Here is a 24,779-nt window from a genome sequence, read left to right as displayed (position 1 = left end):
TGTTCAAGTCGCTGGGTCACTGTTGAATCCAAAAAACTAAAGAATAGAGATATGTAATTAAGGTATACAGGTTTAATGCCAAAGATCAAGCAACAGCATGCGAAATATCGATAAAATAAAACAATGATTTCATAAATGTTGTTGAAACCGTTGTCATTAAGCGCTTGAATAGCAACATTCGATTTTGACAAAAATAACTGAGTCATGACAACACAAGCTTCAGGATGGAAATCTGCTTTTACTGCATTTTTAGACCGACGTGCGCTGATTATGCTTTTTCTTGGCTTTTCGGCCGGTATCCCAATTTTACTGATCTTTTCCAGTTTATCGCTTTGGTTAGGTGAAGCAGGAATTGATAAAAGTGCAGTGACTTTTTTTAGTTGGGCAGCGCTTGGCTATTCGTTTAAGTTTGTTTGGGCGCCATTAATTGATGAGTTACCTGTGCCATTTTTAACCAAACAACTCGGACGGCGCCGTGCATGGTTGTTGATCGCTCAAGTTCTCATTATCTGTGCAATTTGTATCATGGCATTTTCAGACCCAGCTTTAGGACAAAGCTATATTTACCAAATGGCTGCTGGAGCCGTATTACTAGGTTTTTCTGCCGCAACGCAAGACATTGTGATTGATGCTTATCGTATTGAGTTGGCTGAAACTGAAATGCAGACCGTTTTAGCTTCGACCTATAATGCAGGTTATCGTATCGGCATGATCGTGGCAGGTGCAGGGGCGTTATTTTTGGCTGCATATTTAGGCACGGCCAAAGGTAACTATATTTATGAAGCTTGGAAATATACTTACCTTGCAATGGCTGCTGTGATGGCTATCGGTATTATCACAACTTTATCGATACGTGAGCCGCAGGTTGACCGTGTACAAAAGCATTATAAACGGACCGACTATTATCGTTTAGTCGCTGTATTCTTTGCTGCCGTGGTTGCCTTTGTCTTGAGTTATATCTATTCAGGTGTAGCGGTTGAAAGTTTGAAAGAGCAGTGGCAAATTTCAGATTCATTTACCTTGTTCTGTTTAGAGGCTGTGCGCTTTATTGGTTCAGCTGTGGTTGCTTTTGGTATCGGTTCAGTTTTAGTGAAATCAGGTGCTGTAAATAAGCAGATGGCATTTGAAACTTGGGTTAATCCAGTTGCAGATTTCTTTAAGCGTTATGGTCTAAAACTGGCTTTAGTGCTGTTGTTACTTATTGGTTTTTACCGTATTTCCGATATTATCGCCGGCGTCATTTCTAATGTGTTTTATCAAGATTTAAACTTCACCAAAGAGCAGATTGCTGAAGCTGTAAAAGTCTATGGTGTGATTTTTAGCTTGGTTGGCGGCTTCCTTGGCGGTTTGCTAGCGCAGCGCATGAACATTATGAAATTGATGTTTGTTGGTGCGATTTTAGCAAGTTCAACAAACTTGATTTTTATCGGTCTGGTCAAATCAGGTCAGCCATTAAGCGATGTCATTGTAAATGTAGCAGGGCAGCAATATACAGCGACGCCGGATGACACGGGTGCTTGGGCAGTTCAAATTCCAAAAGCAGTCTTGGCTGCAGATCAAAATATTAAAGTCAGTGCGGATTATCAGTCTAAGAATCAACATCCAGTACAGGTGAGTTTGCCGTATTTGAATAATGCTTTTTCAAACTCAGCAATGATGTTGCTGCCAGTGACTTCAGATAACATGATTTCAGCTCAAGAGACTGCAAATAGTATCGTGGTCCGTGGACAATACTTGGCAGGCGAGTTAAAAGAAAGTCAAAAAATTCAAATTATTTTGGATGCTAAACCATTCGACGCGAAGCTTGATAAAACTGGTGTTTTTAGTGCTGCAATTCCAGGTCAAGCGCTCGAAACAGCAAAGCAAAAAACATTAACGGCTCAACTACTAGAAAATGATGTGGTGAAAAAGAGTGTCGATTTAGCATATCAAGTGAATACATCGGCCAATATGGCGGGTGTGCTTGGTGTTGATATTCAACCGATTAACTTAGCAAGTGCTGAACAGAATGTGGACATCAAAGGTAAGGTCATTAAGCCTTATAGTTCGCTGTGGCTGTATTTTGCGATTATTGTTGATAACTTGGCTTCTGGTCTTGCTGGTGCGGCATTTATTGCATTTTTATCGAGCTTAACCAGTGTTTCTTTCACAGCTGTTCAATATGCCATCTTTAGTTCATTAATGACCTTAACCCCTAAAATTTTAGGCGGTTACTCAGGTACGATTGTGACCAATATCGGTTATCCAAACTTTTTCTTGATGACAACTCTAATTGGTATTCCGATTTTAATTTTAGTGGTTTGGGTCGCCAAACTATTGAGAGAACATGAACAGAAATCCAGTTCATAATTCAATTTAACTTAAAAAAAGCCTATTCAGTTTGAGTGGGCTTTTTTATTCTAAGCTGTTGAATAGCCTAAGCAGGTCTACGGTTTTGGACAAGGATATTTGAAATAAGGCGGTATATGTGCTCTAGACTTAAATTGAACTTTGCATGTTAAATCCCTATAGTATTCAAACATAATGATAGATTTAGGAAACTCGATTATGCGCATGCTGCATACCATGTTACGTGTAGGCAATTTAGAGCGTTCATTGGCGTTCTATACTGAAGTACTCGGTATGACTTTGCTTCGTAAGCGTGATTATGAAGAAGGTCGTTTTACTTTGGCATTTGTGGGCTATGGTGATGAAGAAAATCATACCGTACTCGAGTTAACGCATAACTGGGATACGGAGAGTTATGAATTGGGTAACGCTTATGGCCATATTGCTATTGCAGTAGATGATGCCTACAAGGCTTGTGAAGAAATTAAAGCACGTGGCGGAAACGTGGTACGTGAAGCAGGACCAATGAAAGGTGGTGTGACCGTCATTGCCTTTGTTGAAGATCCCGATGGCTATAAAATTGAGTTGATCCAACAAGACTCAAATGCACGAAATAATTAATGTGCAATCATTAATATAAAGTCATCTGTAATTCTGAATATTCTTATTTATAAATTTTTTTGCGTTGAGCTCACTATCAACGTTTAAAATAATGAATATATCGGAGAAAAGCTGGCTTTATTTATATGGCCCAGTAAGATGAAATTTACTCAATGGTAAATTTAGCTTATTGGGCATTTTTGTGCCGATGAGCTTTAAAGGGAAATTTGTACAGGATGTTGTTATGCTAAAAATGTTGGCTTTGGATCGTTTTACCATTCTACTTTTTGTAATGGTCATACTTGCGACTTTTTTGCCTGTTAGTGGTCAAGCTGCAGAAATCTTTGGCTATATTACCACGGCTGCAATTGCCATTTTATTTTTCCTCCATGGTGCAAAGTTATCTCGTGAGGCTGTGGTTGAAGGCATTATGCACTGGAAGTTACATGCTTTAGTTTTTGCTTTTACCTTTGCATTATTTCCATTACTGGGTTTAATGGCGAAACCAATCCTCGTGCCGATGTTAGGGCAAGAGTTGTATTGGGGCTTTTTGTTTATGTGCTTTTTACCTTCGACAGTACAGTCTTCTATTGCATTTACTTCGGTAGCACAGGGTAATGTTGCTGGCGCAGTCTGTAGTGCATCATTTTCAAATATTATTGGGATGTTTATTACCCCAGTGATGGTGGCCTATTTTATTCTTGGTCAGTCACAACATAACTATGATCCGACGGCATCTATTATCCAAATTACCCTGTTATTACTGATTCCCTTCATTTTAGGGCAGCTCCTCCGTCCTTGGGTGTTTCCTTATATGAAGAAAATGCCAAAAATCGTGAAGGTATTTGATCAGGGCTCAATTTTGATGGTGGTCTATGGTGCATTCAGTAGTGCAGTGGTGGCAGGGCTATGGCATCAAGTGAGTGGTATGACCTTATTCCTATTGATTGTGGCGTGCTCTGCCTTGTTAACGATCATTATGTTATTGGCGCTATATGTACCACGTTGGTTGGGCTTTAGCCGAGCTGATCAAAAGACGATTTTCTTTTGTGGTTCTAAAAAAACCTTGGCGAGCGGCGTGCCCATGGCACAAATTTTATTTATTGGGCAGCCGATGGGGATGATAGTTTTACCGATTATGATCTTTCACCAAATTCAGTTGATGGTCTGTGGTGTGATTGCCAACCTTTGGGCAAAACAAAGCCGTGGGCAAGAATAAGGGCGAGATGAGTACGTCCATTTAAAATACCTTAATATAGATGAAAAGAAAAAAATCATGAAAATTAAACAAGGCTTCTTCATTTTATTCTTAGGTCTGAACACAGTCGTTCATGCCCAAGAGGATTTATCCGTAAATAGTAACCGTGATGTCATTGAAAAAATGCCGCTCATCAGCCTGCAGCCCATGTTGGATTTTTGTCGTGATCGACAACCACAGATGAATACGGAATTAGATCAGGCTTATCAAACTGCAAAGCTTAAATTAATTGCTGCGGTTCAGGCTGTCCGTTTTAAGGGTGTAGAGCCATTAAAGGCAAAAGATGTTGATCTGTCAGTCAATGCACAATTTAAACAGCAGCTTCAAAGTATTTTAGAGGGTATGAGCAGATCATTACAGTCAGTAAATGCTACGACGTTTTGTCCTGCATTTATTGAAAGATTAAACCATTTTGATCAAGCCCAATTTCAGCGTACAGTCGAATTACAATATCAGAAATATTTAGAGCAAGCTCAACCTAAAGAGTAGAGCGATTCAGCCTTGAATATCTATTTATTAACATTAAAAAATCAGCTATAATTTGCCCCAACTTGTTGTGCTTAGCTCTGACGGTATCCGTCTCGGTGGGCCAAAAGAATGGTCTGTTATGGTGTTGGTCTGCTTTTTTAAGCCTTCCTTGTAGCGATACAAGAGTGATCAATTGCGATGACAGCTAAACCTTCTTAAATCTTAGGAGTAATCGACGATGCGCGCCGATATTCACCCAAAATATGAAACTTTAGTTGCTACATGTTCATGCGGTAACGTAATTGAAACTCGTTCAGCTCTTGGTAAAGAAACTATTTACCTAGACGTATGTTCTGCTTGCCACCCATTCTACACTGGTAAACAGAAAAGCGTTGACACTGGCGGTCGTATCGACAAATTCAAGCAACGTTTTGCTGGTATGTCACGTTCTATCAAACGTTAATATCCAAAACGAAAAACGGGCTTTATGCCCGTTTTTTTGTGCCGATAAAAAAGATAAACCTTAAATCGGCAATGTTCAGAACCTTATTGGTCCTGAACATCGATGAGATGGTCGAGTTTCTTCTGGAAATAATCGCCTTGAATAAAGCGAGCTTCGACATTCCAAGCATTGGCAAACAGTGTCATGTCATTTAATTCACGTAACATGATTTCAACAGTTTTGATTTCATGATAAGTGGTAATTTTTTCTTGGAGCTCTTGGCACGACTTATCGTTTGCAAGCATTTTGGTCAAACTTGAATCTAATGTTAAGCAGTGAACATCCATTTGGCGTAATAATGATTCACTAAACATCGAATGACCAAAATTGCGTAAAGCCAGTTCGGCACCATTTTTACGAAGTTCTACAAATGCTTTTTGAGCGGCATCGATATTGAGCTGAATGTCTTCTTCGGCAAATTGTAAAATCAGTGGATTTTTCAATTTACTACGAATAATCGTAATTAGTTTCGAAATAAACTCAGGGAAGGTGCGGTCGTTATATAGCACTTCTTTGTTCAGGTTAACGATTAATTTAGCTTCAGGGAACTGAGTGATGAAGTTGTGTAGCTGTTTACACGATTCAACCAAGATCCAACGATCCAATTTAATGGAAAGCTCCGAGTCTTCAGCTAACTCACGCAGTTGGGCGATATCTTTCCATTTATTTTCAAAAATAAAGCCGCTGGTTACTTCATAAGTATAAAGATGAGAATCTTCTTTATCATACAGTTGTTGATATTTAAGATGAATTTCACCGCGTTCTAAGCAGTTGCGAAGGGCCTTAATAACAGGAGCTTCATCACTAACGACAATCGGCGCAATTTGTGCTTCTGGTGTACCAAAATCCAAACTTGGTATATCAATTTCTAATGGAATAGTTAAATCGATTTCAGGTGCTTGTTGGTTGGTTGGTAGCGCAGTATTAAAGGCTTTCGCAATAAAGGTATCAAAATGTGCTTCATCACGAATATCGCTGTCTAAAACACTGTATCCTATGCGTAAATTTAATGGATAAGTTTCATTGTTTACACTGAGTAATTGAGGTTTGCTCAGGGTGTTAAGACCAATCAACTTAGACTCAAGTTTGAGCTGATTATCCGCTTGGAATAAGGCAACGATTGCACCATTATCTAAACTAAATAATGGAGCATGAGTCTGATCTTTCAAGAAGTCTTTAATATTGGTGAAATAGCTCTTATAAGTATTCCAATCTTTTTGAAAAATCGCATCAGAACAAGAAGCCAATGTAAATAGAACCAATGCATTTACATTAGCAGGTTGCTGGCCAATGGTGCGGTTGAGTTGTTGAAATGCTTTTGGTTTTTGTGGGCTAGCTTCAACTGGAGCGTTGCTTACAGCATTGCTGCTTTGACTGCCAATTTCAATTGCGAGCTGTAAAGCATCTTCTTCAGCCGCGGCAATAAATTCGAGTTTTAGTGGGTTTTGCCCAGCCACTGCGATATTTTGCGAAACAAGATCAAAACGTCCTAAATCGAGCTGTCCTTGGCTGATTTTTTTAAAGCGTTGCTTAAAGTCGTTGAGGTCAGTAGGTTGTAATAGATCGAGTAAAGGCAGACCAATTACATCATCTTCATTTTTTAGACCAAATAAAGTGAGATATTCAGCATTGGCTTGAATGTGAATGCCTTCTTGAATCACGGCAACCGCTTTACGACTATCTTCAACTAAAGACTGGGTTTGGATTTGAGCTGTTTCGAGCTCTTCCATTAAATGTTGCTGCGATTGTTGTAGGCGACTAAAGGATAAAGCACGGATTAAACCAAAATAGAAACTCTCAGGTTCAGCAATATCGACAATGTCATAAATCCCTTTTTTGACTAAACTTGCATATTGTTCTGCTTGATAGTCCTCGGGTTTAAGTAAAATAATCGGTAAATTCGGTTGGCTCGATAGTTGAACTAAACTTAAAGCTTGTTCATATTTTAAATCATAAGCACGTCCAAAAATGATCAAGTCCCAATTGAGATTCAGCTGTTTTTCGAAATTTTGTAAATCATCAAGTAATATGGCATGAACTTGATGTTCGCTGTCTGTCAATAAATCACGTATCTGGTTAAAACGTATTTGATTATCATCAATAATGAGTAATCGAGTTTCCGTACGTTTTAGTTTTTTGGATAGTAATGGATTTCTCACTTTAATGCTTCCCATAAGTCGTTATTTTTGATCTCATTGCTCTGTTTCGCAATATAGTCTTTAACGACATTTTCTTGCTCTTCATTCAATAATTCATATTCAAAGCGAATAAAGCTTTGTGTCACCAACTGCGCTTTGGTGAGATAGACTTTGATGTCTTCTTTGCCTAAGCGAAGGTGGATCGTTTGTTTCTCTCGGAAGAGATTTGCCCCAGGTAAAATTAAGGTCGTAGACACTTGATCAAGTTGTGTGGTCTGTACCAATAAAGCAGGTTGATGATTTGTTGTATTGCGGTCGGTACGAATATGGGCTGAACATGGATACAAATCTTGAGCCAGTACTTCGAGACCCAATTCCAAACTTTTTTCAGTCGATTGTTTGATCCAACGAACAACACCGCCACGCCATTGGCTTTGAGCATTTTCTTGGATCAAAATAAATTCGCCGGTTTTTAAATTAGCAGGGGTAGGGCCAGTCCATTTAATGCGATAACCATTCACACTAATATCTAATACGTCAGCGGTATGAATCTGTTTTGCTTCACGATCTAGCGCTTTCGCATTAGTCATGCCTGTTGGCATATTTGAATCATGCGAATTGACAAAAGAGGCTTCATTGTGGAATTGATAATTGCCTTCCAAATCTAAAGTTTCGTGGAAGTTTTTACCTTTAGAGAGATAGAAATGCGCCACCATTAAGCTAAAGCAAATATTAATTTGCGCAGAATATTCATAACGTTCATGACGGCGTTCAGTGTTGTTGGTCAAAATATTATGAATATGGAAATATAGCGCTGGAGTTAAAAATAACTTTTCATTTTTAGATAAATAATTGGCATTTCTAGTTTGCGTTTCGGTCAAATGATCGAGCAAGTTTTGCGTTGAAATGTATACATTGGCTTGATAAGACCGATCTTGTTTTGAGTTATAAATCGGTGGGTGATCTTTTTTCGTGTCTACAACATAGCGTGAAAGCGTGGTTTCTTTCGGTAGGATTTGAACCAATTTTGCCCAGTCAAAGCTACATAAATACAAACCTTGGATTTCAGCAGGGCGAATCTGATGATTATTGAAAATATCTAATAAGATTAATTGTGCATAAGCTTGAGCAATATTTGCAATTTGATGTTGAGTACCCAGTAACTGATTGACATTACTTTGATAGAAATTGTGTTCAATGGCACATTCAATCAGTTGATGTGCCGCAATCCATTGACCTGCAGTCGGTGTGGCATACAACATATGTTGTTGATACAACAACAGTGTCAGTTGTTGCAACGCATAGTAGATTGATGCAATTCGAGCGGTTTGTAAGCTTTTTTTATGGCCGAATGAAAAAATCGAAAACTTTTGTTGATTAAGCTGCTGATTACATCGTTTGGCAATATCAATATAGATTTTGGCAAAGTGACTGCGTAAAAGCATCGCCAATTCAATGATTTGGTCATTACGATCCGTGGTAATGAGGCTTTGATTGGTAAAGTGTTTTTCTAAGCTTGTGAGCACACTTTCCATAGTCGGATGTAAAATTTGAACCAAATCAAAACGTAACATCTCTTGGCATTTCAGCTCGGAGATTTCAAGTAAGGCATTGAATAAAGCTTTAGATGAGGTACCCAATTGTAAAATTGAAATACCGTTTAACCACTCTTGCAGACCTTTAGCATTGGTCGGACAAAAGCTTAATTTATCCAGCTTTAATTCAGTCGGATTGTAAAACGTATCTGAAGTATGCGTGGTCATCTTTATTATTTAACTCAAAAAGTTGAAGCCCCAAAAAGCGGTGTCTTGTTTTTTTCGCCCGCTATTTCCCGTACAAGTTTAGGAACCAAATAACCAGGTAGGTTCTCTAAAACTTTTTTATAAATTAAATCAATATCCTGAGCTGGTGTATCAAAATGATGAGCACCTTTTACTTTATCCAGAACATGTAAATAATATGGCATTACACCTGCGTCGAATAAGCGGTAACTTAAATCGACCAATACATCTGCAGAATCATTAACCCCTTTTAATAAGACTGCTTGGTTCAGCACGGTGATTTCTTGTTTGACAAGCTGTTGAAGCTGGCTACAGGTGAAGTCATCTAGCTCTGATGCATGATTTGAGTGTACCACTAGAATAATGCGTAGCCTACTGTTTTTTAAAATAGAAACCAGCTCTTCATCGACACGGTTGGGGATTACGATAGGAACTCGTGAATGAATTCTCAAAAATTTAATTTGTGGCAAAGTCGATAAACGTTCAATCCACACTTGAAGTTTACGATTTGATAGTGTGAGCGGGTCTCCACCACTTAAAATCACTTCATTAATATCGGGTTGTTGTTCGATATATTGCTTAATGTTTACCCAATCGTCATTTTTAGGCAGGTTTTCTTGGTAGGGAAAATGCCGGCGGAAACAATAACGGCAATGGACCGCGCAGGCACCGGTTAAGGTCAGTAAAAAACGAGACTTGTACTTATGTAATACACCAGGCTGTTGGTTGGCTTGTTCTTCACCTAATGGGTCGGTAACAAAACCGGCGTGTTCTTCGAGTTCTAAATGATGCGGTAGGACTTGGAGTAAAAGCGGATCGAGCGGATTACCTTTTTGCATTTTTTCAACAAAAGCGCGCGGCACACGTAGGCGAAACTCATCTGCTGCGAACTGAGCACCAGATAATAACTGATCATGCGAAAGTTCTAATACATCGAGTAATTCTTGAGGATTTGTAATCAAATCACTCAATTGGGTTTGCCAGTTTTGCTCTTGAAATAAATAGTTTATCATGCCGATTGTTTAAAAAATGCAGAAAGGTGAGTAGGGAATATTGCTGAAATTAATGCGTCGAACTTTTAAGTGTAAGCTGAAATAATTCCGATAAAGCTCACAACGGATGAAGCCTACGAAACATTTATTAAGTTTCAGTAAACAGCAATTTTACCTGTTTGTGGGCATTGTATAAACAAAGTTCTTTAATGTCTGAGTGTAAGTTAAGCAGCTTGACCCCTTTAATGGGGATTTTTTCGTTGCGACATGGTGCATTGGTCATTTAGAATACGCAATATCACATTAATGTGCATGTGGCAGCCAATGTTACAGTCAGTACTTGCTAAATGACATGTTACAGCCCATAGCATCTATAGATTAAAGTTAGTAAGTTTGGAGTGAGCCAGTCATGGCCTATTATTCTACGAATGATTTCAAGTCAGGCCTTAAGGTCATGCTTGACGGTAACCCATGTTCAATCATGGAAAACGAATACGTAAAACCAGGTAAAGGCCAAGCTTTTAACCGCGTAAAATTACGTAACCTTAAAACTGGTAAAGTTTTAGAAAAAACTTTCAAATCTGGTGATTCACTAGAAGCTGCTGACATCCAAGAAGTTGAAATGAACTACTTGTATAACGACGGTGAAATGTGGAACTTCATGGATCCAGAATCTTTCGAACAAATCGCTGCTGATAAAGTTGCTATGGGTGACGCGGCTAAATGGTTGAAAGATGACTCAAATGAACTTTGCACAATCATGCTTTGGAACGGTGTTCCTTTAACTGTGAGCGCGCCCAACTTCGTTGTATTAAAAATCGTTGAAACTGATCCAGGTGTACGTGGTGATACTTCAGGCGGTGGCGGTAAACCGGCTAAGCTTGAAACTGGTGCAGTTGTACGTGTTCCATTATTCGTACAGCAAGAAGAAAGCGTTCGTGTAGACACTCGTACTGGTGACTATTTAGAACGTGCATAATGGTTTAAAAATAGACTATTATCGAAAGGGATGAAGTGATTCATCCCTTTTTTTATACCTATTGGTTTAAATTTTTATTCCAAAGTATTAGATGAAAAAGCCCATAACAGGAGTAGAGTTTCAAGGGAAGAAACAGCAGTACCTCGAACAAGAAAAATCAAGCTGATTTATTTCAACATTTATGAGGGATTGAGATGGAAACCATTCAACCGAAGTCAGGAATGGCTTCAAAGATTATCTGGCTGTTTGTAGCCATTCTAGGTGCCGTTTCATTCGGCATACTAGCACTCAGTCGAGGCGAGCATGTCAATGCAGTTTGGCTGATCCTTGCAGCAATCTGTGTGTATAGCATTGCATATCGTTTTTATAGTTTATTTATTGCCAATAAAGTCTTTGAACTGAATGAGCGACGTTTAACGCCTGCCCATCGCTTAGCTGACGGCTTGGATTATGTACCGACCAATAAAAGCGTTCTATTTGGTCACCACTTTGCTGCGATTGCAGGTGCAGGCCCATTAGTCGGACCGATCCTTGCTGCGCAAATGGGTTATTTGCCGGGAACTATTTGGCTCTTGGTGGGTGTTGTTCTTGCCGGTGCGGTTCAAGACTTTTTAGTCTTGTTCATCTCAACGCGTCGTGATGGTCGTTCACTCGGTGAAATGGCAAAACAAGAACTAGGTTCTTTTGCCGGAATCATCGTGATGCTTGGTGCACTTGGCGTGATGATCATCATTCTTGCGGTACTTGCTTTGGTTGTTGTAAAAGCGTTGACCAACAGTCCGTGGGGTGTCTTCAGTATCGCTGCCACTGTACCGATTGCGATTTTCATGGGTATATATATGCGATTTATCCGTCCGGGTAAAATTGCAGAAGTGTCGATCATTGGTTTTGTACTGATGATGGCTGGGATTATCTATGGTGGCGACATTGCACAGCATCCGTACTGGGGGCCATTCTTTACACTTTCAGGTACTGAACTAACTTGGTGGTTGATTGGTTATGGTTTCGTAGCATCTGTGTTACCCGTATGGTTACTGCTTGCACCACGTGATTACCTATCGACCTTCTTGAAAATTGGTGTTATTGCAGGTTTAGCAATCGGGATTATGTTTGCTTTACCTGAAATGAAAATGCCAGCGGTGACGCATTTTATTGATGGTACAGGTCCTGTATTTGCAGGCTCAATGTTCCCATTCTTGTTTATTACCATTGCCTGTGGTGCAATTTCAGGTTTCCATGCGCTCGTTTCTTCAGGAACGACACCGAAGCTTGTGAATAATGAAAAAGATATTCGCATGATCGGTTATGGCGGCATGTTGATGGAATCTTTTGTTGCGATCATGGCTTTGGTCTGTGCAACGATTCTTGAGCCTGGTGTGTATTTTGCGATTAATGCGCCAGCAGCTGTGATTGGTACAACGGTTGAGTCCGCTGCAGAAGCAGTTCGTACATTAGGCTTCGTGGTAACACCTGAAGCATTGACCTTACTTGCACAAGAAGTGGGTGAAAACTCGATTCTGTCTCGTACAGGGGGGGCGCCAACATTTGCGATTGGTATGGCGCATATCATTACGGAAATTTTTAATAACCGTTCAATGATGGCGTTCTGGTATCACTTTGCGATTTTATTCGAAGCACTCTTCATTTTAACGGCAGTTGATGCGGGTACACGTGCATGTCGTTTCATGGTGCAAGATACTGTGGGTATCGTAATTCCTGCTGTTAAAAACTCACATAACTTCTTCGGAAATCTGTTAGGTACAGCGGTGGCTGTTGCAGGTTGGGGCTTCTTCGTTTACCAAGGCGTGGTTGATCCACTCGGCGGTATTAATAGTTTATGGCCGCTATTTGGTATTGGTAACCAAATTCTTGCTGCGATGGCATTGATCTTGGGTACAGTGATTTTATTCAAGATGAAAAAACAAAAGTATGTTTGGGTGACAATTATCCCAACATTATTCTTGTTTATTACTTCAATGACCGCTGGTTGGCAGAAGATTTTCCACGAAAATCCAAAGATTGGTTTCTTGGCTCAGGCAGATCGTTTTAATGCAGCCATTGCGAAAAATGAATTGTTGGCACCTGCGAAAACCATGGCTGAAATGCATACGGTTGCATTGTCGAATCAAATCAATGCCGGTCTTTGTGCATTCTTTATGATTGTGGCATTTGTGATGTTATTTGCAGCGATTGGTGTGGTGCGTCGTGCTTTGGCAAATCCAAATCCATCGGTGAATGAAGCAGAAGCGATTTACCGTGACCCAGCTGAAATTAATCCGTCGAATTCAGCACATTAATAGGGGGAATATGAATGAACCTGAAGTTTGCAAAAAGTGGAAAAACGGTGATTTATAAAATCATTAAAATGACCATTATGTCGCAGAAGGATTTAATTCTGAACCCGAAAAATTGGTCACGTATTGCGACGTTGTGGCAACGTTTACAGCAAAGCTTCCGCCTGATGGTGGGTGTGCCAGATTACCAAAATTATTTGGAACATATGGCAAAACATCATCCTGATTTGGAAGCGATGGATGCAAAAACATTTTATCGTCACTGTGTAGATGCACGTTATCCATCAGCTGGTGGTGACATGAAGAAGTGTCCTTGCTAATGCTTTGACTTGTGCTAAAAATCCAATAAAAAAAAGCGTTCTTCGGGACGCTTTTTTATTGCTGAATTGTGATCAGTCGAAGCGATGACAACGCTTTTGTATACCCAATAAATATCAAGCGTATGTATTTAAAGTATTGAACTGGGTATGACTTGGAGATAAACACTGTATTTTTAAATAAAACCCTGTATGTTAGTCATTCATTTAACTTTTTTATTGGGGAATAAAAGGTGTTTTGGGGATCAGAGAAAAGCCAACAAAATAATACATCAACGCTTTTAAGTGAGCAGAGCCTTGCGCCTTTTTACCCGAAAATAAATACATTCCTCGAACAAATTAACCAAATTATTTTGGATAAAAATCAGCAAACCAAATTGGCTTTAGCTTGTCTATTGGCAGGCGGGCATGTGCTATTTGAAGACTTACCTGGTTTAGGAAAAACGACATTATCTAGCGCCTTGTCACATTTGGCGGGATTAAAGTTTCAACGGATTCAATTTACCAATGACATGCTGGCCAGCGATGTGATTGGGGTAAATATGTTTAATCAAAAAGAACATCATTTTGAGTTTAAATCTGGGCCGATTTTTACCCAAATTTTATTGGCAGATGAAATCAACCGTTGTAGTCCAAAGACCCAAAGTGCTTTATTGGAAGCGATGGAAGAGGGCTATGTGACGGTCGACGGTGTGCGATATGCTTTGCCTCAACCATTTTGGGTGATTGCGACACAAAACCCTTTATTTCAAAGTGGTACTTATGCCTTACCTGAGTCCCAGTTGGACCGGTTTTTAATGCGTTTGTCTTTAGGTTATCCATCGCGTCAGGCAGAGAAATTATTGCTCCAACAAACTTCACGCCATGATCTGATTGCGGCATTAGCACATATCTTTAATGAAGCAGAAATTTTACAACTACAAGGGTTTGTCGAGCAGATACATCTGAGTGATCGTTTAATGGATTACATTTTGGATCTTGCTGCTGAGACACGTAAGGGGAGACATGGTCTTTCTACTCGTGGTGTTTTAGCCTTAAAGAAAGCTGCGCAAGCCTATGCGCTGATTGAGCAGCGAAATTATGTGAATCCTGACGATGTACAAGCCGTTTTTACAGCTGTGGTATCTCATCGAATTGGGTTGTCAGATCTTGAAGCCTTTAAGCTTTTAGAACAAGTTTCGATCCAATAAAGGAGTTGAACCTTGGCTTCAATGTGGCAGCAATGGATTGAACGTCGATTTAAAATCGATCAGCACAAGCAGCTGACTCAAAAAGATGTATTGATCTTTATCTATCAGCAAGGCTACTTGTATTTGGTGTTAATTTTCATCACCTTTATTGCAGGTGTGAATTATGCCAATAACTTGATTTTAGGATTTTGCTTTTTAATTAGCGCCGTATTGTGTATTAGTTTCTATATTACTTTTAAACAGCTTCATGCGTTGCAGATTCAAATAAATGTTGTTGATATCCCGCAAGCTGGGGAATTACTTTTGGTCGATATTTACTTTAAACAAGAGGTTGAACAGGCGCGATATTTGTGGATTAAAACTGAAAATCAGCTACATAAATTATTGTTCAATACGCAACAGCACGGCTTTCAATTAAATTTTACAACCAGTCAACGCGGTGTTTTTCAGATTCCACCTATACAAATTTATAGTGTTTATCCCTTTGGTTTGGTTCGGGCCTGGACGTATTTGTATGCACAACACCCCGCGTGGGTTGCGCCACAAGCCAGTTTGCATTCCGTGGAAAATAAGCAACAACAGCAAAATTTTGAACCTGATCTTGATGAATTTCGCGAATTACGGAGTTTTCAGACGGGGGATTCACTTCATGCGGTGTCATGGAAACAAGCAGCACGAGGACAAGGCTTGTATGTCAAAGTTTTTGAGCAATATGAAGATCTAAAGAAATTGGAGATTCATTATCACCATATGCCAGCTCAAAGTCATGAAGAAAAACTTAGCCTCATGATGGGTTTGGTCGAGCAGGCTGAAAAAAATCACGATCAATATGCATTGTATTTACCTAATGCTGAGTTAGCATCAGGTACTGGAAAACTGCATTATTCCGAAGCAAAACGGTTATTGGCGCAGGCTTAAGAGATGATTGAAAATACCATACGCCGCTCAATATTACTCACTTTAGCATTGGTGCTCATTGCACAAATGCTTTATATCCCTGTGGCGACATCATTGGTATTTTTAGTTATTTGGCTTATTTTATTACTCAATACCCGCGCCAGTAAAAAACCATTTTCTAAAATTTTAACCTATGTGCTGACATTGACAGCATTATTTAGCATTTATATAAGCCATAAAACCTTTATTGGTGTTGATGCAGGGGTTGCAGTACTCAGTACATTTTTATTTGCTAAATCTTTAGAAACAAAAACACGTCGTGATGTAATTATTTTATATAACTTTGCGATGTTTGTGATTGCCAGTAGTTTTTTGTTTAGCCAGTCTTTTGCCATGGCATTGGTTATTTTATTGGCGTTGTTGAGCTGTTTTATTGGGTTGTACCGTTTACAGACCGTTGGTTTTAGCCAAGACTCAAGCGGTGAAATACAGGCGATTAAACAAGATATTGGGCATGTGGGAAAATTTATTGGCTTAGCTGTTCCATTTTTTATTTTACTGTTTCTCTTTTTTCCACGCCTGCCACCGCTATGGCACATTCCTATTCCTGAAAATAAAGCCACAACAGGGATAAGTGATAGCATGTCTCCGGGCGATATTGCTGAGTTATCACAGTCGAGTAGTTTGGCTTTTCGTATAATTGGAGATATTCAAGCCTTGCCACCACGTACAGAGCTGTATTGGCGGGCGATGGCATTAGATGAATATGATGGTTCTAAATGGACCAGTCATTTTTTTAACCAGAACGTTATACAGCTGAATCCAGCCGAGTTAAAACCCAAGCGGACATTGAATTATCAATATTTGGCTGCCGACCCAAGTGTGATGTGGATTATGTCGTTGGAGCAATCCGTTCCCAATGAAGCACGTTTTGCATTAGGTCAAGATGGTCGAATTACACCCTACCGATTAACAGCACGCACGGAGCCGATTCAACTGAAATGGTTAGGACGTGCAGAGCCGCCACAAATAAAAAATGTGGCTTTGCTTGAAAAATTAAATACTCGTTATGTTGAACACTTGGATGTTCAATCACAACAATTGGCCCAAACATTATGGCAGCGAAGTCATCAAAATCCCGAGCGTTATATTGCCGAAGTTTTGCAATGGTATAAACAAAATCGCTTTGCATATACCTTAAGCCCAGGTGTATTGGGGCAAAATCGGATAGATGATTTTTTATTCGGATCAAGACAGGGCTTTTGCGAACATTTTGCTTCGAGCTTTGCAATGTTGATGCGCTATGTTGGTGTTCCATCGCGTATTGTCGTGGGATATCAAGGTGGTCAATTAGCACCAGATGGAAAAAGTTGGGAAGTTCGTCAACTTGATGCACATGCGTGGACAGAGGTTTATATCAATCAACATTGGCGTCGTATTGATCCGACGGCCATGATCGCACCGCAGCGTATCGATGGGGGGATGCAGGATTATATGGAACAAGATCGGACAATTTTTGGGAGCCAGCAGTCGACTTGGGCCTATCAACAATTTTCGATGTTGAAAAAAGTCCGTGTATGGAGTGATTATGCGAGTTACCAATGGCAAAGCAAAGTGGTGGGTTATAATGCTGAATCACAGCAACAATGGTTTAAAAAGCTCGGGGTAAATTCTGCTTATGCAGGTGGGTTACTTCTTATTTTGAGTATTGGTGGCATTGTAGCATTATATTTTATATGGATTTTGTGGAAAAAAAGAAAAAGCCTAAGCCCTCTTGAAAGAGAAATTGCCAAGTTTGCTAAGAATTTACCCTTGAGCCAGCAAAAAGTGGCTTCAGAAAGTTTTAGGCATTGGTTACAACGTTTGGCTGAAAATATACCTGAACAGGAAAGGGCGGCATTTGAACAAGTTATTACGTTATTTGAGCAGGAAATTTATGTAGGTACCGCGCTAAGTTCTCATGATATTCAATATTTTAAGGCTTTGCTTAAAACTTGTACGCAAAGTTTAAAAAACTCAGAAAAGGGCTTGTCATAAAAAATAAAAATGAATATGATTCTACGCATTCTAGGTTTATAGCTCAGTTGGTTAGAGCGCTACGTTGACATCGTAGAGGTCACCAGTTCGAATCTGGTTAAACCTACCAAATTCAAAAAGCAGAATCAAAATTATTCTGCTTTTTTTTATCTGAAATTATTAGGGTCTGTTGACATTTACTGTTCATAATTAACCCTATAAAGGTAGCCATAAAAATATACAGGCTAAAGCAACAGAACTTTGATAATTCCTTTTGAGCTTGTCATATCGAGTAGCTATTCCTCTAAATTCCTTTAATCTGCAAAACATATTTTCAACTAAATGCCTGATTTTATATAAATACCAGTCCATATGGTCATTGTTCGATTGGCTATTCGTTTTCCTTGGTATATTCGCTTTAGTCCTTGTTTTCCTGATCTGTTCACGCAGTGATTCTGAATCATAGCCTTTATCTGCGCATACCACTTTTGTCTCTTTTAAATCTAATGTTGATATTAAATCATGTGCAACTTTAACATCATGTGTGGTTCCATCGGTAATCATGAAATCAATAGGATTGCCATGTGCATCAACAATCAAATGTATTTTTGAGGAGTTTCCTCCTACACTTTTAGAAATAGATTGATTCGCTATGCCGGCAGAATGTTGATGAGCACGTACATGAGAGCCATCAATAAAAATCCACTCCATATCGGGGCATGAGGCTAGTAATTTGAATAATCTAAGTAACTTACCGCTGCTTGACCAACGATTAAAACGTTTGAAAATAGAGTTTGAATGACCAAAACAAGAAGGAATATCTCGCCACGGACAGCCTGTTCTAATTCTATAGAGAATAGCTTCAATAAAATTGCGTAAATTTGAGTTGTGGTGAATGGATAAATTACGCAGAATAACTTTCAACTTTTGCCAGTGTTGATCTGTCAGCATGGTACGAGGCATAGCGAATAGTAAAATTGGGTTTGGTGATTTGATTTTACTACTTCGCTATTTTTTTAAGCTAAAAGTGTCAACACACCCTAATTAAAGTGTTATTAAGACTATAGTTAAATCAAATCTACTTATATGTAAGGTGTTCTTCGCAATCGTTTTCAATCGTATTTGGCTTGAATAGATTCATATGGATTGAGTCGTAAAATCATCATGAGATGGAATTGGGTGTAAATGCATCTATGTGCAAATACATCAATTTGGATATTGATTGTTTAAGTGATTAAGCCAAACTTCTTTGGCTCATATTTCTGCGTTTATGACTATATAGCAGTGCTTTATACAATGTGTGCTTTAGCGGATTGTTTGAAACAAAAGAGCCGCATTCTATGCGGCTTTTAATTGAGCAAATATATTATGCCGCTTCAGCTTCTAAAATTTCAAAGTCATGGGTAATTTCTACACCACCATCCATCAGCATTTTACTAGCAGAACAGTATTTTTCAGCAGAAAGTTCAACCGCTTTTGCAACTTGCTTTTCCTTCACGCCATGACCAGTGACTACAAAGTGCAAATGAATTTTAGTGAATACAGCAGGAATAGTGTCGGCACGTTCTGCATTTAATTCACAACGAACATCAGTAATGTCTTGGCGTGCTTTCTTTAAAATCGTCACAATATCGAAAGATGCACAACCACCAAGTCCTGTTAAAATCAGTTCCATTGGGCGCGGACCACGGTTTTCACCGCCATATTCTTGTGATCCATCCATCATAACAGTGTGACCACTTTGAGTTTTTGCTTCAAAAGCAACATTCTCTAGCCAATGAACACTAGTTTGCATTGCAAGTCCCTAAAAAAAGCTATAAATTTACGCAGTACCTGTACACTAACATAAATTGAGTTGATAAGGAATTTCAACTCTTACGTGTGACAAGTTCACTTTAGGTCTTGTGCGATCTATAAATTATCCATATTCGGAAACTGTTAGCATGACTTCAAACTTTTCACAACTTAGCACAGATGCGCTATCTCCGGGGCAGTTACCTGAGTCGGTGAAGGCATTATTAAAACGTGCATATATCAATCGTTACCCAAAACGTACAACAATCGTTGATGCGGGCTCAGAATCTAAATCTTTGTATTTAATTCTTAAGGGTTCAGTATCTATCATTTTACGCGAAGATGATGAGCGTGAAATTGTGGTTGCGTACTTAAATGCGGGTGACTTTTTTGGGGAAATGGGTCTATTCGAAGCAAATGCACAGCGTACTGCAGAAGTGCGTACGCGTGATGTATGTGAAATTGCTGAGATTACCTATGAAAACTTTCATGAATTAAGCAAACAATACCCAGACTTAAGTTATGCGGTATTTGCACAGCTTGTACGTCGTCTTAAAAATACGACACGGAAAGTCACTGACCTTGCGTTTATTGACGTGTCAGGTCGTATTGCACGTTGCTTAATTGATTTATCTTCACAACCAGAAGCAATGATTTTGCCGAATGGTCGTCAGATTCGTATTACTCGTCAAGAGATTGGTCGTATTGTGGGTTGTTCCCGTGAAATGGTTGGTCGTGTTCTAAAAACACTTGAAGAACAAGGTATGATCGAAACTGATGGTAAAGCGATTCTAATTTTTGATGCATCGCTTGAAGAGAAAAGCCAATTGGCTTCTGACGAATTTTACGACGAAGAATAATCATTCTTCCAAATCTAAAAAAGCAAACTCAGGGGTTTGCTTTTTTTATGTCTATTCATTTCTCACTATTTTAGCGGAAGAAACCTTTCTCACATTTTTTGACAAATAAACAGAAAATTATGATTTAAACAAAGCCGATATCTTAGGTAAGCTACTTCGTGACTTATATATTGATATTTAAAATAAAGAGGGAATTTGCGGCATGCAATTTAAACCATTGGCACATACAGGCATATTAGTTCCAGAAATTTGTTTAGGCACCATGACGTTTGGTGAACAAAACACCCAAGCAGAAGCTTTCGAGCAACTGGATTATGCTTTAGAGCGTGGTCTTAACTTTTGGGATACTGCAGAAATGTATCCTGTCCCACCGAAACCTGAAACCCAAGGTTCAACTGAGACTATTATTGGTAACTGGATTGCAGCTCGCGGTGGACGCGATAAATTAATCTTAGCTTCAAAAATTGCAGGTCCGTCACAAGGTGGCAGTCATATTCGAGATGGGCAAACCAAATTTATTGCTTCGGAAATTGAGTCTGCTCTAGATCAATCTCTTCAGCGCTTACAAACAGATTACCTTGACTTATACCAGCTGCATTGGCCGCAACGACCAACCAACTTTTTCGGTAAATTGGGTTTTGGCAATGCCGAAGCGAACAATACGCAAACCATTACCAATTTAGAAGAAACATTGGTTGCTTTAAGTTATGAGGTGAAAAAAGGCCGAATTCGTACTATTGGACTCTCCAATGAAACACCATGGGGAACTTTAAAATTCCTACAACTTGCAGAAAAGCATGGTTTAGAAAAAATTGTCAGTGTGCAAAATCCGTATAGTTTATTGAACCGTACTTATGAAATAGGTTTATCTGAAATTGCACACTACGAAGGCGTGGGCTTATTGGCATATTCTCCATTGGCATTTGGTTATCTAACAGGTAAATTCCGTCATGGTGCGCGTCCTGCCAATGCTCGAGTGACACTATTTTCACGCTTTAGCCGCTATTCAAATGCGGAGAGTGAATGGGCAACAGAACAATATGCACAATTGGCAGAACAGCATGGTTTAACGTTGACACAGTTAGCACTAGCATTTATTAAGCAGCAATTTTTTGTCACCAGTACAATTATTGGTGCGACAAATCTAGATCAGTTGAAAGAAAATATTGATGCTTTTGAGGTGAATTTATCAGAAGACATTTTAAAAGGGATTGAAGCTATTCATCGCCAACAGCCAAATCCTGCACCTTAAGCTGAACTTTTTAGTGGATTAAGCAAAAGCCTGCATGTAAATGTGGGCTTTTTTGACATTTGTATTATTTAAGCAAATGGAAAATCATTGAATTTTATTGTCAGAAAGTCAGTTGAGTTGACAAGAAAATTGCCTAAAAATACATATGTATTTAAACAATATAATAAAGTACTAAATTCTTCAATAAATGACTTGAAAAGTATTCTATTTATACCAATATTATAATTGAGATTTATCTTTATCTTAAAATTAACTCATTGAAAAATATTTGAAAAATGTATTTGAAATTTTAAATATGACTCCCATATATGCTTCAAGTACAGAATTTGTTGTGAGGAATAACAAGAATGCGATTCGAAAAATTCACAAACCGTTTGCAGCAAGCATTATCCGATGCCCAATCTTTAGCAATGGGGAAAGACCATACAGCCATTGAAGGAATCCATATTCTTTCGACATTGCTTGAAGAGCCTTCGAACCAAAGCTTGTTACAACAGGCAGGTGCTAATCTTCCTGAGTTAAAAACCAAACTTCAGCAAGCCCTACAGGATACCGCCACCATTGCGACGCCGACAGGGGACATCAACCTAAATCCTGAAGCAGTCAAAGCGCTAAATTTAGCCGATAGTTTTGCGCAAAAAGCTGGAGATGAGTTTCTTTCTACAGATTGGGTGATTCTCGGTTTAGCTGAAACGGGTAAAACCAAAACCTTATTAAATAGTGTAGGCGTAACGACAGATAAATTACGTAGTGCAATTGAACAAATACGAGGCGGTGAACAAGTCATGAGTAATAACCACGAAGATCAACGTGATTCACTCAACAAATATACCTTAGACCTCAATGCACGTGCATTAGAAGGTAAGCTAGATCCGGTCATTGGTCGTGACGAAGAGATTCGCCGTACCATTCAGGTTTTATCACGCCGTAGTAAAAACAACCCCGTACTGATTGGTGAGCCGGGTGTGGGTAAAACTGCAATCGTTGAGGGCTTAGCACAGCGTATCGTCAATGGCGAAGTTCCTGAAAGTCTGAAAGGTAAACGTGTACTTTCACTCGACCTTGGTTCATTGCTTGCAGGTGCAAAATACCGTGGTGAATTTGAAGAGCGACTTAAAGCCGTTCTAAAAGATTTGGCCAAATATGATGGCGAGATCATTCTCTTCATTGACGAATTACATACGCTTGTTGGCGCAGGTAAAGGTGATGGTGCAATGGATGCAGGGAATATGCTTAAACCTGCGTTGGCACGTGGCGAACTTCGCTGTGTAGGTGCAACCACCTTAGATGAGTACCGTCAATATATCGAAAAGGATGCGGCATTAGAACGCCGTTTCCAAAAAGTGATTGTTGATGAACCGAGCGTGGAAGACACCATTGCGATTTTACGTGGTCTAAAAGACAAATATGCAACCCATCATGGTGTGCAAATTTTAGACTCTGCAATTATTGCTGCGGCAAAAATGTCGCACCGTTACATCACAGACCGTCAGTTGCCAGATAAAGCCATTGATTTGATTGATGAAGCAGCATCACGAATCAAAATGGAAATTGACTCTAAACCAGAGCCACTTGATCGTTTAGACCGCCGTTTAATTCAGTTAAAAATGCAACTTGAAGCCGTAAAAAAAGATGCGGATTCGGTGTCGAAGGCTGAAGTTGAGCATTTGGAGAAACAAATTGCTGAAGTTCAAAAAGAATATAGCGATTTGGAAGAAGTGTGGATTGCGGAAAAACGTCTGGTTGACGGAACGAATCAAGCTCAAATTGAGTTAGATAAAGCACGTACTGCCTTTGAAAAAGCACAACGTGAAGGTGATTTAGCAGAAGCGAGCCGTTTGCAATATGGAGTCATTCCTGAGTTGCAAAAACGCTTGAATGAAGAAGAAATTGCGGAGGTGAATGAAGAGCCGAAACTGATTCGTACCAAAGTCACTGAAAATGAAATCGCTGAAGTGGTAAGTGCAGCTACAGGTATTCCTGTTGCAAAAATGCTACAAGGTGAACGTGAAAAACTCTTACACATGGAAGAGTTCTTACATAACCGTGTAGTCGGTCAAGATGAAGCGGTCGTAGCAGTATCAAATGCGGTGCGTCGTTCTCGTGCAGGATTATCCGATCCAAACCGCCCAAGTGGTTCATTCTTATTCCTTGGGCCAACAGGTGTAGGTAAAACTGAGTTAACCAAAGCTCTAGGTAACTTCTTATTTGACAGTGATGATGCGATTATTCGTATCGACATGTCAGAGTTTATGGAAAAGCATTCGGTGAGCCGTTTAGTGGGTGCTCCTCCGGGCTATGTGGGCTATGAAGAAGGCGGTGTATTAACTGAGGCTGTACGTCGTAAACCTTATAGTGTGGTGTTGTTTGATGAGGTTGAAAAAGCCCATCCAGACGTCTTTAACATCTTGCTTCAAGTGTTAGATGATGGTCGATTAACTGACTCACAAGGTCGTGTGATTGATTTCAAAAACACCGTAATCGTGATGACCTCGAACTTAGGTTCAACCGATGTTCGTGAATTAGGTGAAAACCCGTCGAAAGACGAAGTTCGTGCTGTGGTCATGGCTGCTGTATCTGAACATTTCCGTCCTGAATTTGTGAACCGTATTGATGAGCTGGTGGTTTTCCATTCTTTACAAAAAGCGCAAATTCGTGGCATTGCAGATATTCAGTTGGATCGTTTACGTTCACGTTTGGCTGACAAAGACATGAGTTTGGCAGTTGAAGATAGTGCCTTTGAGTTACTTATCGATGCTGGTTTTGACCCTGTATATGGTGCACGTCCTCTAAAACGTGCCATCCAACAACAAGTTGAAAATACACTGGCACAGAAAATCTTGTCAGGCGCGTTCCAACCGGGCGATACGATTGTTGTTCAAGCGGAAGGAGATCACCTAAGTTTTGACAAGATGAAACTCAATTAAAAGGTACAAATTAGCCACGTTCAGTTGTAAAAACAGAAACCCGGTTTAGGCCGGGTTTTTTTATTTTACGCTTTTCGTGATTTTCGTTTAAATACGTAAAGTTGATTGCATTTCATCATTTTCACCCACTAATATGACGTCCGCACGCATCCAACGAGATGACTGTGTTCTGTAAAACAAAAACAA

Annotated in this window: 19 protein-coding genes and 1 tRNA gene; 15 read left to right on the top strand and 5 right to left on the bottom strand. The window is 39.4% G+C overall.

Annotated elements, in window-relative coordinates:
* Positions 1–204 precede the first annotated feature (204 nt).
* The 5 genes from FTT77_RS10610 to rpmE all read left to right on the top strand — a co-directional run bounded on the left by FTT77_RS10610 (position 205) and on the right by rpmE (position 5,117).
* Positions 205–2,349 (top strand): MFS transporter, encoded by a 2,145-nt coding sequence (locus FTT77_RS10610; RefSeq protein ID WP_180063513.1) that lies wholly within the window; start codon positions 205–207, stop codon positions 2,347–2,349.
* A 198-nt stretch (positions 2,350–2,547) separates the two neighbouring features.
* Entirely contained in the window at positions 2,548–2,949 is a 402-nt protein-coding gene (gene gloA, locus FTT77_RS10605) for a lactoylglutathione lyase (RefSeq protein ID WP_078191833.1), read from the top strand.
* A gap of 223 nt (positions 2,950–3,172) precedes the next feature.
* Positions 3,173–4,147 (top strand): bile acid:sodium symporter family protein, encoded by a 975-nt coding sequence (locus FTT77_RS10600; protein ID WP_180026456.1) that lies wholly within the window; start codon positions 3,173–3,175, stop codon positions 4,145–4,147.
* A gap of 57 nt (positions 4,148–4,204) precedes the next feature.
* The gene (locus tag FTT77_RS10595; protein ID WP_180109222.1) at positions 4,205–4,675 is read left to right on the top strand and encodes a hypothetical protein; all 471 of its coding nucleotides are present in this window, start codon (positions 4,205–4,207) and stop codon (positions 4,673–4,675) included.
* Positions 4,676–4,892: 217 nt separating this feature from the next.
* On the top strand, positions 4,893–5,117 hold the full coding sequence (rpmE, locus tag FTT77_RS10590) for a 50S ribosomal protein L31 (protein WP_078190165.1): 225 nt from the start codon (positions 4,893–4,895) through the stop codon (positions 5,115–5,117).
* A gap of 83 nt (positions 5,118–5,200) precedes the next feature.
* Here rpmE and FTT77_RS10585 read toward each other — a convergent pair whose 3' ends face one another.
* From FTT77_RS10585 to epmB, 3 genes are read right to left on the bottom strand one after another with little or no spacing between them, the layout of a single operon-like run.
* Entirely contained in the window at positions 5,201–7,330 is a 2,130-nt protein-coding gene (locus tag FTT77_RS10585; protein WP_180055121.1) for an EAL domain-containing protein, read from the bottom strand.
* Positions 7,312–9,057 (bottom strand): GTPase, encoded by a 1,746-nt coding sequence (locus tag FTT77_RS10580; protein ID WP_180021984.1) that lies wholly within the window; start codon positions 9,055–9,057, stop codon positions 7,312–7,314. Before FTT77_RS10580 ends, FTT77_RS10585 begins: the two co-directional genes overlap by 19 nt.
* A 14-nt stretch (positions 9,058–9,071) precedes the next feature.
* Positions 9,072–10,088, bottom strand: coding sequence for an EF-P beta-lysylation protein EpmB (gene epmB, locus FTT77_RS10575; protein ID WP_180109223.1), 1,017 nt, complete (start codon positions 10,086–10,088; stop codon positions 9,072–9,074).
* A 388-nt stretch (positions 10,089–10,476) separates the two neighbouring features.
* Between epmB and efp the strand changes: the two genes are divergently transcribed.
* The 7 genes from efp (at position 10,477) to FTT77_RS10540 (ending at position 17,890) form a co-directional block, all read left to right on the top strand.
* On the top strand, positions 10,477–11,046 hold the full coding sequence (gene efp / locus FTT77_RS10570) for an elongation factor P (RefSeq protein WP_067762759.1): 570 nt from the start codon (positions 10,477–10,479) through the stop codon (positions 11,044–11,046).
* 194 nt (positions 11,047–11,240) lie between these two features.
* Positions 11,241–13,343 carry a carbon starvation CstA family protein gene (locus FTT77_RS10565; protein WP_180026451.1) on the top strand — a complete coding sequence of 701 codons (2,103 nt, stop codon included), beginning with the start codon at positions 11,241–11,243 and terminating at the stop codon, positions 13,341–13,343.
* A 14-nt stretch (positions 13,344–13,357) separates the two neighbouring features.
* The gene (locus FTT77_RS10560; protein ID WP_078190160.1) at positions 13,358–13,660 is read left to right on the top strand and encodes a YbdD/YjiX family protein; all 303 of its coding nucleotides are present in this window, start codon (positions 13,358–13,360) and stop codon (positions 13,658–13,660) included.
* Positions 13,661–13,890: 230 nt separating this feature from the next.
* Positions 13,891–14,847, top strand: coding sequence for a MoxR family ATPase (locus FTT77_RS10555; protein ID WP_180004888.1), 957 nt, complete (start codon positions 13,891–13,893; stop codon positions 14,845–14,847).
* Positions 14,848–14,859: 12 nt separating this feature from the next.
* Positions 14,860–15,765, top strand: coding sequence for a DUF58 domain-containing protein (locus FTT77_RS10550; RefSeq protein ID WP_180021985.1), 906 nt, complete (start codon positions 14,860–14,862; stop codon positions 15,763–15,765).
* 3 nt (positions 15,766–15,768) lie between these two features.
* Positions 15,769–17,781 (top strand): DUF3488 and transglutaminase-like domain-containing protein, encoded by a 2,013-nt coding sequence (locus tag FTT77_RS10545; RefSeq protein ID WP_180065475.1) that lies wholly within the window; start codon positions 15,769–15,771, stop codon positions 17,779–17,781.
* Between the two features lie 32 nt (positions 17,782–17,813).
* A tRNA-Val gene (locus FTT77_RS10540) sits at positions 17,814–17,890 on the top strand.
* A gap of 86 nt (positions 17,891–17,976) precedes the next feature.
* Here FTT77_RS10540 and FTT77_RS10535 read toward each other — a convergent pair.
* Both FTT77_RS10535 and FTT77_RS10530 read right to left on the bottom strand, forming a co-directional pair.
* Positions 17,977–18,723, bottom strand: coding sequence for an IS5 family transposase (locus FTT77_RS10535; RefSeq protein WP_168377779.1), 747 nt, complete (start codon positions 18,721–18,723; stop codon positions 17,977–17,979).
* A 403-nt stretch (positions 18,724–19,126) separates the two neighbouring features.
* A complete protein-coding gene (locus FTT77_RS10530) occupies positions 19,127–19,555 on the bottom strand; it encodes an OsmC family protein (RefSeq protein ID WP_078188630.1) in 429 nt (142 codons plus the stop codon).
* Between the two features lie 148 nt (positions 19,556–19,703).
* Here FTT77_RS10530 and crp point away from each other — a divergent pair, with 148 nt between their 5' ends.
* From crp to clpB, 3 genes are all read left to right on the top strand, one after another.
* The gene (gene crp / locus FTT77_RS10525; protein ID WP_180109224.1) at positions 19,704–20,414 is read left to right on the top strand and encodes a cAMP-activated global transcriptional regulator CRP; all 711 of its coding nucleotides are present in this window, start codon (positions 19,704–19,706) and stop codon (positions 20,412–20,414) included.
* 202 nt (positions 20,415–20,616) lie between these two features.
* A complete protein-coding gene (locus FTT77_RS10520; RefSeq protein ID WP_180055141.1) occupies positions 20,617–21,666 on the top strand; it encodes an NADP(H)-dependent aldo-keto reductase in 1,050 nt (349 codons plus the stop codon).
* Between the two features lie 347 nt (positions 21,667–22,013).
* On the top strand, positions 22,014–24,593 hold the full coding sequence (gene clpB / locus FTT77_RS10515) for an ATP-dependent chaperone ClpB (protein ID WP_168377776.1): 2,580 nt from the start codon (positions 22,014–22,016) through the stop codon (positions 24,591–24,593).
* Positions 24,594–24,779 lie beyond the last annotated feature (186 nt).

Source organism: Acinetobacter sp. YH01010, from assembly GCF_013420775.1.
Classification (GTDB): domain Bacteria; phylum Pseudomonadota; class Gammaproteobacteria; order Pseudomonadales; family Moraxellaceae; genus Acinetobacter; species Acinetobacter amyesii.
This window is presented reverse-complemented; position numbering and strand designations above follow the sequence as displayed.